Source organism: Burkholderia sp. Ac-20379 (assembly GCF_017104645.1).
Classification (GTDB): domain Bacteria; phylum Pseudomonadota; class Gammaproteobacteria; order Burkholderiales; family Burkholderiaceae; genus Burkholderia.
The window spans coordinates 76,383-88,533 of the sequence record NZ_JAAGPF010000001.1; the positions used below are offsets into that span (position 1 = coordinate 76,383).

Genomic DNA, 12,151 nt, shown 5'->3' on the forward strand with positions numbered 1-12,151 from the left:
TCAGTGCTCCAGCGTGCGGATGTCGGTCAGGCGGCCGGTCAGCGCCGCGGCGGCGGCCATCGCGGGGCTCATCAGATGGGTGCGCCCGCCACGCCCCTGCCGCCCTTCGAAATTGCGGTTGGTGGTGGAGGCGCAGCGTTCGCCGGCTTCCAGGAAATCGTCGTTCATCGCGAGGCACATCGAGCAGCCCGGCTCGCGCCATTCGAAGCCCGCATCGGTCAGCACGCGCGCGATGCCTTCGGCCTCGGCCTGGCGGCGCACGCGGCCCGAGCCCGGCACCACCATCGCGCGCACGCCGTCGGCCACGCGGCGGCCGCGCACGATGTCGGCCACCACGCGCAGATCCTCGATGCGGCCGTTGGTGCACGAGCCGATGAACACGCGCTGCACCGGCGTGCCGGCGATCGGCGCACCGGCCTGCAGGCCGATGTAGTCGAGCGCGCGGCGCGCGGATTCGGCCTCGGCCGGCGTGGCCTGATCTTCCGCGGCGGGCACGGCGGCGTCGATCGCAATCGCCTGATCGGGGCTGGTGCCCCAGGTCACGAACGGCGCGACCTGGCTGGCGTCGAAGCGGTGCTCGGCGTCGAAGCGTGCGCCCGGATCGCTGGCCAGCGCGGCCCAATCGGCGCAGGCGGCGGCCCATTGCGCGTCGTCGAAATCCACATGGCGGCGCACGTAATCGAGCGTGGTGGCGTCGGGCGCGATCAGCGCGGCGCGCGCGCCGGCCTCCACCGTCATGTTGCAAAGCGTCATGCGCGCCTCGGCCGTGAGGCCCGCGAGCGTGCTGCCCGCGAATTCCACGGCATAGCCGCGCGCGCCCTGCGCGCCGATCCGTGCGATCAGCCAGATCACGAGATCCTTCGACGTGGTGCCGTACGGCAGCGGGCCGTCGATCGTGATGCGCATGGTCTGCGCGAGACGGTAGACGAGCGTTTGGGTCGCCAGCACATGCTCGACTTCGGAGGTGCCGATGCCGAAGCCGAGCGCCCCGAGCGCGCCGTAGGTGGTGGTGTGGCTGTCGCCGCACAGGATCACCATGCCGGGCCGCACGAAGCCGTGCTCGGGCGCGACCACGTGCTCGATGCCCTGATCGGGATCGTTGGTGCCGAACAGGCGGATGCCGGCCCGCTCGCAGTTGCGCGCGAGGTTGGTGGCCTGCGTGGCGGACGCCACGTCGATGATCCGGCGCGGCGTCTCGGCATGGGTCGGGATGATGTGGCTGACCACGGCGACCTGCTGGCCGGGCCGGCGCACCGCGCGGCCCTTCTCGTCCAGCCCGGCGAACGCCTGCGGGCTGGTGTATTCGTTCATCAGATGCAGGTCGGCGTAGAGCAGCACGTTGTCGGCGTCGAGCGGCGCGACGGTGTGCGAATCGACGAGCTTCTGGTACAGCGTCCGGATAGCCATCCCGGTTCCTCTCGTATCGTGGGTGAATGTTCAGGGGTACGGAACGTGCGGGCCGGCGTCAGGCCGCGCCGCGCAGGAACGGCAGCGCGGCGTCGAGCAGCGCGTCGGGCGCTTCCTCGGGGATGTAGTGGCCGCACGGCAGCGCGTGGCCGGTGACCGAATCAGACCAGCGCCGCCATTCGGCGAGCGGGTCGAAGCATTGGCCGATCACGCCGTCTGCGCCCCACAGGGCCAGCATCGGGCAGGCCAGCTTGCGGCCTTCGGCCAGGTCGGCGCGGTCGTGATCGAGGTCGATCGTGACCGATGCGCGGTAGTCCTCGCAGATGCCGTGCGCGGTGGCCGGATCGGACAGGCAGCGCAGGTATTCCGCATAGGCCTCGGGCGCGAACGGCTTGAGCCCCGCGCTGCGCGCGCCGATGGTCTGCTTCAGGTACAGATCGGGATCGGCGTGGATCAGCGTTTCGGGGAACGGCGCGGGCCGCACCAGGAAGAACCAGTGCCAGTAGGCGCGCGCGAACGCGAACGAGGTCTGCTCGTACATCGCCAGCGTGGGCGCGATGTCGAGCGTGACGAGCCGGCGCACCGCGTCCGGATGATCGAGCGCCATGCGCACGGCCACGCGCGCGCCGCGATCGTGAGCCAGCACGTCGAATTGCGCGAAGCCGAGCGCGCGCATCAGGTCGACCTGATCCTGCGCCATCCGGCGCTTCGAATAATTGGCGTGATCGGGCTGGCCGGCCGGCTTGCCGCTGTCGCCGTAGCCGCGCAGGTCGGCCGCGATCACGGTGAATTCCCGCGCCAGCACCGGCGCGACGCGATGCCAGATCGCACGCGTCTGCGGATGGCCGTGCAACAGCAACAGCGCCGGGCCGTGGCCGCCGCGCAGCGCTTGAATCTGAATACCGTCGGTCTCGACCTGGACGGGGGTGAAGTCGTCGAACATGGTTCCTCCTGCGTTTTTTGTAGTCTAATTGCTGCCTTGAACGCCAAGGTATCGGCAAAAGCAAACAGGTATTAACCTGAGGGAAACAATGGACGCGATCTCGGATCTCGCTTTGTTCGAGCGGGTGGTGCGCCAGGGCAGCCTGACGGCGGCCGCGCGCGAGCTGGGCGTGACGCCGCCGTCGGTCAGCAAGCGCCTCAAGCAGATCGAGACGCGGCTCGGCGTGCGGCTGCTGAACCGCACCACGCGGCAGATCAGCGTGACGACCGAGGGCGAGCTGTATCTGAACAGCGGCGCGCGGATCCTCGCCGAGCTGGCCGAGCTCGAGCAGCAGGTCAGCCGCAGCCGGGCCGAGCCGGCCGGGCTGTTGCGCGTGAACGCGTCGTTCGGCTTCGGGCGCACCTGGGTCGCGCCGGCCGTGTCGGAATTCGCGCTGCGCCATCCGTCGATGGAGATCCAGTTGCAACTGACCGACCGGCCGATGAGCCTGCAGGAGCATGCGTTCGACGTCGGCATCCGCTTCGGCGACGTGCCCGAGGCGCGCATCAACGCGCGGCGGCTGGTGCGCAACCGCCGCATCGTGTGCGCGGCGCCGGCCTATCTGGCGCGCCGCGGGCTGCCGCGCACGCCGCGCGAGCTGGCGCAGCACGCCTGCCTGATCCTGCGCGAAAACGATTCGACCTACGGCAACTGGCACTTCACGCGCGGCAGCCAGGAAGAAAGCATCAAGGTGCGCGGGCCGCTCAGCAGCAACGACGGCGCGGCCGTGCTCAAGTGGGCGCTCGACGGCCACGGCATCGCGATACGCTCGCAATGGGAAACCGAGGCGCGGCTGCGCGACGGCTCGCTCGTGCCGCTGCTGACCGATTGGACGCTGCCGAACGCCGATATTTATGCGGTGTATCTCGAACGCAATCAGTTGTCGGCGCGGCTGCGCACGTTCATCGAATTTCTCGGGGAACGGCTACCGCAGATGCTGGGGGTGCCGGCGGAGCGCAAGCGCGGAGGATGAAACCGGCGCGGCCCGGCCCGGTTGGACCGGCGCCGGGCCGCGCGCGGGATGGGCGGTGCGTGCCGCGTTGCGCGGACGAACCGCCGCGGTTCAGTCGTTGTGGTCGAACTTGGCCGCTTCGTCCTTGTTGTAGCGGCCCTTGAACAGCAGCCGGTCTTCCGACCCGTCGGCCTTCAGCGAAAAAAGCTGGACTTCGGTGACGATATTGCGGCCGACCGTTTCGAAGCGGATGTGCGTGGGCGACAGGCGCCGCGCCTCGACCGTCGATTTGTCGCCTTCGTACCGCAGCTTGTAGCCGGGCGCGAACTTGGTCAGGTCGCCCTTCATGAACATCACGCAGGTGGACGTGGTGCCGTGGAACACCACCGCGCCGTGCAGCGGCTCGGCTTCGGACAGGCCGTCGAACACCGCGGTCTTCTTGTCGGAATCGCTGTGCCCGAACACGACGATCTTCGCGTTCTCGTGCACCTTCACCGGCAGTTCGACGGCGTTCTTGTTCTCGACGATCGTCAGGCCGCCATGTTCGGCACCGTCGACGTTGGCCGAATAATGGGTGTAGCGCGTGACGTTGCCCGAATCGAACACGATGCGCGTCTTGTCGCCGGCGTTATCGATGTGGCCCGCACCCGGGCGGAACACTTCGCCCGCCAGAAACACCGCCTGGCTCGCTTCGGTGCCATTCGCGCCATACACGCCGATCCGGCTGTTCCAGGCGATGTCCTCGCCGGCCGGCACCAGGACGATGGCGTCCGCATCGATTTTCTCGGGGTTCTGATACGCCACCCCTTCCACGACGATATCGTAATGCTCGAAATACGCGAGCGAGCCCTCGCTGAATTTCACGCCCTTGCGCTGCTGGCCGTTCAATTTGTAGTCCGTCAGGTATCCAGAAGCCGGTGCCTTTACATCTCTGCTATTGCTCATGGCGCTTCCCTTTCTCATGGAATGTTGATTGCGCTCTGTATATCGGAATTTTCTTTAAAACCCGAGGCCCGATATACGGCAAGCGAAAGATAATCCATTCGTTACGGAATTCGATGCGCAGCAGGAATACTCCATCATATTCAACACTCTTGCGAGCATTGAAGATCATTCGATTTATTTTGATATTAAATTTTACGGGAATGACGCCAGCCGAAGGCGATCTCCATGCCGACGGTGGCCGACATAAACAGCGCGAGCCAAAACTTGCTCAACATGACGGCCGACTGCACGTCGTGCTCGTGAAACACCGCGTGCGGAGCGGAATCGAGCAGATGCCGGGCGAAGAACACGTCGACGCGCGTGACCGGTTCGAGCATGCATAGCCAGGCGATATACAACGCGGCCGAGCCGAAAAAGAAAATCGCGCCCACGCCGCCCAATTTCCTGACGACCGCCGTCACCAATTGGCCCAGCGCCATGAAGAGGCGCAACACGCCGACCAACATATCCACGAATTCGCGCTCCCGTCGTTCATTTTGAAATACCGCACGCGCGCATTCGCGCCAGCGGCCGGCCGAAGCGCATCTTAACCACCGGAGCGCCGTACCGCCATCGTTATTCAGCGCCTTCCCGCACCCGCCGAATGTGGCATTCCGTGGCGTGCCGCCGGCCGATTGATCGAGCGCATCCGACATAATCGTCAGCGGCATGGCGCGCTTGATTCGACGGTTTCCTCTAGTCGCGATGCATTTCGTCCGCATTCACCCGCACGTCAAACTCGCTCTTTATTGTCGCGGTGCCATTCCCGATAACAAAAGGAAGCCAACAAATGAACCGCCGCCACTTTCTCCGTTCCTCCGCCTTCTTCACGATCGCCGCGGCCAGCGGCACGCTCGCCGCGTGCTCGTCCGACGACGACGCACCCGCTGCCGCCAGCACCGGCGCGAGCACCGCGCCCGCCGCCGGCGTCTACAGCTTCCCGCAGGGCGTCGCGAGCGGCGACCCGCGCGGCGACAGCATCGTGTTCTGGACGCGCGCCGTCGCCCGCTCCGGCGCGACCGCGCCCGTGAGCCTGCAGCTTCAGGTGTCCCCCAAGGCCGATTTCTCGACGCTGGCCGCGCAGGTCGCGTTGCAGGCGCTGCCCGATTTCGACTTCACGGTGCGCGCCAAGGTGACGGGCCTGAACGCCGCGGCCACCTACTACTACCGCTTCGTGGCGGGCGGCGACGTCAGCGCTGCCGGCACGGCCAAGACCGCGCCGGCAGCCGGCTCGAGCGTGTCGAAGGTGCGCTTCGCCTGGTTCACGTGCCAGGACTGGACGGTCAACCACTGGCAGGCGCTGTCGCTGATCGCCGCCGAGAGCGATCTCGATTTCGTGGTGCATCTGGGCGACTACATCTACGAATCGGTCGGCGCGTCGTTCCAGGCGGGCGCGGCCGAGCCGGCCCACACGCAGATCACGCTGCCCGACGGCATCGCGCTGCCGGCCGGCGCGGGCATCTACGCGAACAGCCTCGCCGACTACCGCACGCTGTACCGCACCTACCGTTCCGATGCGCGCCTGCAAACGGTGCACCAGCGCTTCGCGATGATCCCGATCTGGGACGACCACGAGTTCTCCGACGATTGCTGGCAGGATCACCAGACGTACACCAACGCGAACGCGCAGCAAACGTCGCGCCGCCGCAGCGCGAGCCAGGCCTGGGCCGAATACATGCCGATCGACTGGAGCGACGTGCAGTTCAACCAGAACAACCCGGCCTACACGAACATCAGCATCTACCGCAGCTTCAGCTACGGCAACCTGATGGATCTGGTGATGACCGACGAGCGCCTGTTCCGCGATCAGCATGTGATGAGCGAGCAGATCGGCGGCGCGGCCGCGAGCCAGCTCGGCCTCCCCGACGCGAGCACCACCAGCTCGGTGGGCGTGCGCTATTTCGTGACGCAGAACGCGCTGAGCGCCGCCGAGGCGCTCGACACCGCCGCGCTCGGCCGCGCGCCGTCGATCCTCGGCCCGACGCAGACGCAGTGGTTCAAGCAGAAGATGTCCGGTTCGACGGCGACGTGGAAGGTGTGGGGCAACGAAGTGATGCTGAACCGCCTGTGGATCGATCTGACCAAGGTGCCGGGCGTGCCGTCTTCGGCGGCGTTCAACTACATCATGAATTGCGATTCGTGGGACGGCTATCCGAGCCACAAGGCCGACGTGCTCGGCTATCTGAAGCAGGCCAACGTGCAGAACGTGGTGGCGATCACGGGCGATCTGCACGCGTTCCAGGCCGGCGTGGTGCGCGACGTGCCGGATCCGGCCACGGGCACGCCGGTGCTGGTCGATTTCGTGTCGGCCGGGATCAGCAGCTCGTCGTTCTACAGCTATATCCAGCAGCAGACGCAGGGCACGCAGTACGCCGCCCTGCTGCCGCTGCTCGGCGTGACGAACGGCGCGACGTTCGACGCCACGCTGCAGCAGTTCAATCCCGATCTGGCCTACGCCGATCACGACGCGCAAGGCTACGCGTCCGCCACCGTCACGGCCGATACGTTCTCGGTGGTCTACACCAAGGTGAAGCCGCTCAACAGCGACGGCACTGCGCCGGCCAACCCGGTGGCCAAGCGCGTGCAACTGAGCGTGGCGAACAACTCGCACACGATCCAGACGCAGGTGCTGAGCAGCTGACCGCCGCATGCCGCCCGGCAGGCGCGGCAAAACGAACACGGCGCGGCGCACCCCGTTCGGGTGCGCCGCGCCGTGCGGGCGCTACGCGAATGCCGCTCAGTGCGAGGCGGCGGCCGCGGCGCTGGCTTCCTTGGCCTTCTTGGCCGCGTGATGATGGCCGATCGCGCAGCCGGCGGCTGCGCCGAGCACCGCGTGGTGACCGGCCACATGGCCGGCCACGCCGCCCACCGCCGCGCCCTTCAGACACCCGGCGGCATTGGCCGAACCGGCGGCGGCGAACAGACCGAGACAGGACAGGGCAATCATCAGTTTTTTCATGGGGAAGCTCCGTGTGGATAGCGTGTGAACCAGCCTGCATTGTGCAGCGGCCGCACGCACAGATCCACGCCCGATGCCGTTCGTTACGGAAGCGACAAGGCTGTTACAGATACGGCCCCGACCGGCCTTTCAAGCCTTACGGCACGCCGCCCCGCGCTCGGCGTGTCCGGCTCACGGCGCGAGCCGCGTGAACACGTAGTCGTGATTCCTGACCAAGGCCTGATGGCACGCGAAGCAGGTTTCGTGCTGCGCCGCGTCCACCGGCACGCCGTTGACGAAGCGGCCGAAACCCCAGCCGCCCGTGGCCGCGTAGCGCTTCGCATCCTTGACCATCACCTGCACCGTCGTGGCCCGCCCGGCCACCGTCGCCGTCGGCGATTCCTCGGACTGCTTGCGTTTGTAGGCGAGCTTGACGAGGATCGTGCCGTCCGGGAACGGCAGCGTCGATCGCTCCAGCGCGGCCACGGCCTGCGGATTGCCGAGCACGACGCGCAGCTCGTCGAGCGGCGCGGGCTCCTCGGCCGGCGCGATCATCTCCCACTTGCGGTAGCCGGGCGGGATCGTCACGCCGTAGATCGGCGAGGCATTGGCGGGCGCGGCGGCCGAGCCAGCAACCGCGGCCGGCGCATCGGCGGCCGACGCGACGCATGCGCCGCCGAGCAGCACCGCGCCCAGCACACCCGTGCGCAGCGCACGCGACGCGCCCGTCACAACGCCACCACTTGCAGCATCGCGTCGGCGAACGCCTGCGGCGCTTCCTGCGGCAGGTTGTGGCCGATGCCGCCGTCGAGCGTGCGATGGCGGTACTTGCCCGTGAACTTCTTCGCGTACGAAGCCGGCGCGGGATGGGGCGCGCCGTTCGCGTCGCCCTCGAGCGTGATGGTCGGCACGGCGATCGGCGGCAGCGCGGCGAGCCGCTGCTCGAGCGCGTCGTACTTCGCCTCGCCCTGCGCGAGGCCAAGCCGCCAGCGGTAGTTGTGGATCACCACGGCGACATGATCGGGATTCTTGAACGATGCGGCCGTGCGTTCGTAGGTGGCGTCGTCGAACCGCCACTTCGGCGAGGCCAGTTGCCAGATCAGGCGGTTGAACGCGTCGCGGTTCGCCGCGTAGCCGAGTTCGCCGCGCTCGGTCGTGAAGTAGAACTGATACCACCACTGGAATTCGGCCTGCGGCGGCAGCGGCGCGCGGTTCGCAGCCTGGCTGCCGATCAGGTAGCCGCTGACGGACACCAGCGCCACCACGCGCTCGGGCCACAGCACCGCGACGATGTCGGCCGTGCGCGCGCCCCAGTCGTAGCCGCCGAACACGGCCTTGTCGATCTTCAGCGCGTCCATCAGCGCGACCACGTCGGCGGCGATCGCGGCCTGCTGGCCGTTGCGCGGCGTGTCGGCGGAGACGATGCGCGTCGAGCCGTAGCCGCGCAGGTACGGCACGATCACGCGGTAGCCCGCCGCCACGAGGCGCGGCGCGACCTCGGCGTACGACTGGATGTCGTACGGCCAGCCGTGCAGCAGGATCGCGACCGGGCCGGTGCGCGGGCCGACATCCACATAGCCGACGTCGAGCACGCCGGCGCGGATCTGATGAATTTCGGTGAAGCTCGCCCCGCCGGCGGTTGCCGTGCTCGCGGCGGCGGCCGGCGTTTGCGCCCGTGCGAGGCTGCTCAGGCCGAAATCGACGAGGCCGACGCCCGCGAGCGTCGTGCCGAGAATGCGGCGGCGGCGAAGATTGACGGAATCCGACATGTTCCATGCTCCCGATATGCTGGCTTATCCCTGGGAAAACCGCGCCGGTGCGGGCGCGGCCCCCTCCCTGATCGGTTCGACCTGCCTGCGGGCCTTCGCGCTGCGGGCGGTGCGTCGAACGTCTGGACGGATTTATATCGGAGCCGGAAACGTCGTTTGTATCGCTCTGTATCGCGGTGCGGGCGCGATACAGAGGAAATCAAAAATGCGGGGAAATCGAGGAGAAACGGCGGGGAAATGCGACAGGACAGCGCGGCAGGACAACGCGGCAGGACGACGCGAGGAATCAGCCGCGCGGGTTCGCGCGCTGTTCGGCGAACTTCGCGCGCTTCAATTCGGCCAGCACTTCGAGCGAACGGCCCTCGTCGGCCGTCAGGTCGACCAGGAATGCATCGTTGTGCTGCTTGACCCACTGCAGCGGCATGTCCCACCACGCCAGATCGAACAGCGCGTCGCGCACGCGCTCGGGGAAGCGGAACTTGATCAGCCGCGCCGGCGAACCGGCGTAGACCGCATAGGGCTCGGAGCGGAAATTGGGCGGCACGAGCGAGCGCGCGCCGATCACGCAGCCGCTCTGGATCACGCTGCCGCCGAGGATCATCGCCTCGTCGCCGATCCACACGTCGTTGTGCACCTCGGTATCGGCGTATTGCGGCGGCGGCGGGTTCAGCATGCCGTTGCCGTAAGTGCTGAACATCGTCATCGAAATGCTGCGCATGTCGTGCTGCCCGTTCAGCAGAAAGCGCAGACGCTGGCCGCCGGCCACGTACTTGCCGATGCGCAGGCGCTGGGCATTGCCGTCGTATTTCACGATCGAGCCGACGCCGAGGCCCGAGCCCTTTTCGATGTGGAACGTGCCTTCGGTCGCTTCCTCGTCGATCCAGTTCTTGAAGAAGTTATTCGGAATCGTCGAAACCGTACCATCCCGATAACCGAATACGATAAAAGCGCGCGCTAACGGATGGTCCTTCAAAATACCCGTGCAATCGTCTGACGTGGTGACGTTCATTTCGAATGAAAAAGCTGGCGTTGCTCGAGCTGGCGCTGGCAACGGGATCGATGAAATCGGACGCGATAATCCGGGAAAATCCGTCATTGCCCCTTGGCACACCGAGCTGGCACGGCTACGGCGGCGTTGCGGCAATCGGAGCGAAATTGTATTACAAATCGTTCGCCAACCCTGTACCGATAATCCCGTACAACCGCCAATCGGCGGCCCAGCCTTATTGCACGTTAATTCACATCCGCATTTTCGAAAGTCATCGCAAAAGCCAAAGCCTCGCCAATCTCGCCTTCGAAATGGGAAATCGCCAGCTTGATGGCCGGCGCCACCGGCAGGCTCTTCCAGAATTCCTCGCGATCGGTGGAATACAGCACGTCGAGCAAGGACAGCGCGCCGGCCATATGCGCCATGCGCACCAGATGTTCGTCGCCGGGGCGTTGCCGCTCGACGTATTCCGCCATGATCTCGGCACGCTGCTCGGCCAGGAACGTGAACGGATGATCGCGCTCGGTCAGATCGCCGTGATAGATCAGGAACGTGCACCACTTCATCAGGCGCGCCGAACCGGCCACCCGCACCGCGGTGGAAATCGAGCCGATTTCCTGCGGCCGCATGCGCACGTTGTTGGCGGCGGCCGACGCCAGGCGCAGCAAGTGCACGAGCAGCGACGGCGTCTTGGCGATCGAGGCCACCAGTTGCTCGATCGGCGCGTCGTCGGCGATCAGGCCCATGGTCGACAGCACCGAGCCGAAATCGGGCGGCACCGAGCGCACGCGCCGCATTTCGGGCCGGGAGAAGTAATAGCCCTGGAACAGCGTCGCGCCGATCGCGCTCGCCTCGCGGAACGCGGCGTAATCCTCCACCTTCTCGGCGAGGATGGTCTTGTTCTTGCGCTTGAAGAAGGCGGCCAGCTCGGCGCGCCGCGATTCGGTGGTGATCGACCAGTCGATCTTGACGATGTCGGCGATCGGCAGCGCCCGCTCCACGCGTTCGTCGAGCTTGCTGACGTCGTCGAGCGCGATGCGAAAGCCCATCGCGCGCAACGCCCGGCAGTTCTCGATGACCGCGTCGTCCAGCGTGCTGTCCTCCAGCACTTCGAGCACGTAATGCGCCGGATCGAGCACCCGGATCGCCTCGGAGTTGAGCAGCGCGTCGGTGCAGTTGATGAAGCAGTTCTTGCCGTCGGCCAGATTCTCGATGCCGAAGTTGGCCACCGCCGATTCGATCACCGACACCGTCTCGGCCGAATCGACGTTCGCCGGCGCCCGGTTCTCTTCCCCGCCACGATAGAGCAGTTCGTAGGCGACGATTTCATCCGAGGCGTCCAGGATGGGTTGTCGGGCCACGAAGCGGTATTTTATTGCGTTGCGAGGCATGTCGTTTCTTCGAATCGTCAAACAAATTTCAACCGAATCTGAACCAATCGTATCGTGCGTGTCGTCCGCGCCAGGCGCCGTTCACCCCGGTGCCGGCCGCGGCGCGGGAGGCGCTGCAAGGCCCCGTCGCCAAGCATGACCACGCCATTAAGAACACGCCAGCGATTAAGACCGGCAATTGTGAAAATTCCGTGACGCCGGCAGCAAGAATCCCGGCGCTGATCGTCGCAGCGCAGTATCGCCGCGCCGCAAGACAGGCGTTATGTCGATAGCTGACGGAATATTTTCCTTGGGATGCGGGCGCCGGTGGCGCGATCGCCGCCGGGCGCTGCCGGCGGCTTGGTGGCGGCCGCGCGCGTCAGTGCGGCGGCCAGGAATGCGGCCATGCGGCGCGGCACATGGCCCGCGTCCGCCCCCGGAACGTCGATACTCTCATTTTGTTATTTCCCGTTTTCTATATATAAACGCGCGAATTATTTCCACTTATCGAATAATCCAACTCGTTTGAAACGCGCGCGGCCGGATTGTGAAGTATTCGCCAAAAAATGGAAAGAAAAATGCCGGCAGGTGTTTCGGAAACGACGACGGGGATTCGGCTACAGGCCGCGCTGGCGCGCCGGCGGCACGCTCGGGTAAGGGTGGCCGACGTCACGCCGGGCCGCGTGATGCGCGGGCCAGGTTGGCACGCGTCGCGAATCGAGCACCGCGGTCATGCAGGCCGGCAAGCGCGCTGCCTGGAT

At 66.4% G+C, this 12,151-nt stretch carries 11 protein-coding genes; 2 read left to right on the forward strand and 9 right to left on the reverse strand.

Annotation, left to right across the window (positions count from 1 at the left end; all coding sequences use genetic code 11):
- Both leuC and G3N92_RS00205 read right to left on the reverse strand, forming a co-directional pair.
- Window positions 1-1,407 (reverse strand): 3-isopropylmalate dehydratase large subunit, encoded by a 1,407-nt coding sequence (gene leuC / locus G3N92_RS00200; protein ID WP_206125422.1) that lies wholly within the window; start codon window positions 1,405-1,407, stop codon window positions 1-3.
- A 58-nt stretch (window positions 1,408-1,465) separates the two neighbouring features.
- Window positions 1,466-2,350, reverse strand: coding sequence for an alpha/beta hydrolase (locus G3N92_RS00205; protein WP_206125423.1), 885 nt, complete (start codon window positions 2,348-2,350; stop codon window positions 1,466-1,468).
- Window positions 2,351-2,438: 88 nt separating this feature from the next.
- Here G3N92_RS00205 and G3N92_RS00210 point away from each other — a divergent pair, with 88 nt between their 5' ends.
- Window positions 2,439-3,362 carry a LysR family transcriptional regulator gene (locus G3N92_RS00210; RefSeq protein ID WP_206125424.1) on the forward strand — a complete coding sequence of 308 codons (924 nt, stop codon included), beginning with the start codon at window positions 2,439-2,441 and terminating at the stop codon, window positions 3,360-3,362.
- A 90-nt stretch (window positions 3,363-3,452) separates the two neighbouring features.
- Here the strand turns inward: G3N92_RS00210 and G3N92_RS00215 are convergent, their stop codons facing one another.
- Window positions 3,453-4,286 carry a hypothetical protein gene (locus G3N92_RS00215; RefSeq protein ID WP_206125425.1) on the reverse strand — a complete coding sequence of 278 codons (834 nt, stop codon included), beginning with the start codon at window positions 4,284-4,286 and terminating at the stop codon, window positions 3,453-3,455.
- Window positions 4,287-4,471: 185 nt separating this feature from the next.
- Window positions 4,472-4,996: a hypothetical protein gene (locus G3N92_RS00220; protein WP_206125426.1), complete on the reverse strand. Its 525-nt coding sequence runs from the start codon at window positions 4,994-4,996 to the stop codon at window positions 4,472-4,474.
- Window positions 4,997-5,115: 119 nt separating this feature from the next.
- Here G3N92_RS00220 and G3N92_RS00225 point away from each other — a divergent pair, with 119 nt between their 5' ends.
- Complete coding sequence (locus G3N92_RS00225; RefSeq protein ID WP_206125427.1) at window positions 5,116-6,966, forward strand: alkaline phosphatase D family protein; 1,851 nt, start codon at window positions 5,116-5,118, stop codon at window positions 6,964-6,966.
- 96 nt (window positions 6,967-7,062) lie between these two features.
- Here the strand turns inward: G3N92_RS00225 and G3N92_RS00230 are convergent, their stop codons facing one another.
- From G3N92_RS00230 to G3N92_RS00250, 5 genes are all read right to left on the reverse strand, one after another.
- Window positions 7,063-7,284 carry a hypothetical protein gene (locus tag G3N92_RS00230; protein ID WP_206125428.1) on the reverse strand — a complete coding sequence of 74 codons (222 nt, stop codon included), beginning with the start codon at window positions 7,282-7,284 and terminating at the stop codon, window positions 7,063-7,065.
- Between the two features lie 171 nt (window positions 7,285-7,455).
- Complete coding sequence (locus tag G3N92_RS00235) at window positions 7,456-7,995, reverse strand: cytochrome P460 family protein (protein ID WP_339385806.1); 540 nt, start codon at window positions 7,993-7,995, stop codon at window positions 7,456-7,458.
- Window positions 7,992-9,032, reverse strand: a complete 1,041-nt coding sequence (locus tag G3N92_RS00240; RefSeq protein WP_206125429.1) for an alpha/beta hydrolase — start codon at window positions 9,030-9,032, stop codon at window positions 7,992-7,994. The genes G3N92_RS00235 and G3N92_RS00240 overlap by 4 nt, the downstream gene beginning before the upstream one ends.
- A gap of 286 nt (window positions 9,033-9,318) precedes the next feature.
- Window positions 9,319-10,041: an acetyltransferase gene (locus tag G3N92_RS00245; RefSeq protein WP_206125434.1), complete on the reverse strand. Its 723-nt coding sequence runs from the start codon at window positions 10,039-10,041 to the stop codon at window positions 9,319-9,321.
- A 224-nt stretch (window positions 10,042-10,265) separates the two neighbouring features.
- Window positions 10,266-11,381, reverse strand: a complete 1,116-nt coding sequence (locus G3N92_RS00250; RefSeq protein WP_206125430.1) for an EAL domain-containing protein — start codon at window positions 11,379-11,381, stop codon at window positions 10,266-10,268.
- Window positions 11,382-12,151: the final 770 nt, after the last annotated feature.

Excerpts from the sequence above, each read along its gene's own strand:
- G3N92_RS00220 (WP_206125426.1), bottom strand. The coding sequence starts at position 4,996 with ATGCCGCTGACGATTATGTCGGATGCGCTCGATCAATCGGCCGGCGGC.
- leuC (WP_206125422.1), bottom strand. The coding sequence starts at position 1,407 with ATGGCTATCCGGACGCTGTACCAGAAGCTCGTCGATTCGCACACCGTC.
- G3N92_RS00210 (WP_206125424.1), top strand. The coding sequence starts at position 2,439 with ATGGACGCGATCTCGGATCTCGCTTTGTTCGAGCGGGTGGTGCGCCAG.
- G3N92_RS00245 (WP_206125434.1), bottom strand. The coding sequence starts at position 10,041 with ATGAACGTCACCACGTCAGACGATTGCACGGGTATTTTGAAGGACCAT.
- G3N92_RS00240 (WP_206125429.1), bottom strand. The coding sequence starts at position 9,032 with ATGTCGGATTCCGTCAATCTTCGCCGCCGCCGCATTCTCGGCACGACG.
- G3N92_RS00205 (WP_206125423.1), bottom strand. The coding sequence starts at position 2,350 with ATGTTCGACGACTTCACCCCCGTCCAGGTCGAGACCGACGGTATTCAG.
- G3N92_RS00225 (WP_206125427.1), top strand. The coding sequence starts at position 5,116 with ATGAACCGCCGCCACTTTCTCCGTTCCTCCGCCTTCTTCACGATCGCC.
- G3N92_RS00215 (WP_206125425.1), bottom strand. The coding sequence starts at position 4,286 with ATGAGCAATAGCAGAGATGTAAAGGCACCGGCTTCTGGATACCTGACG.
- G3N92_RS00230 (WP_206125428.1), bottom strand. The coding sequence starts at position 7,284 with ATGAAAAAACTGATGATTGCCCTGTCCTGTCTCGGTCTGTTCGCCGCC.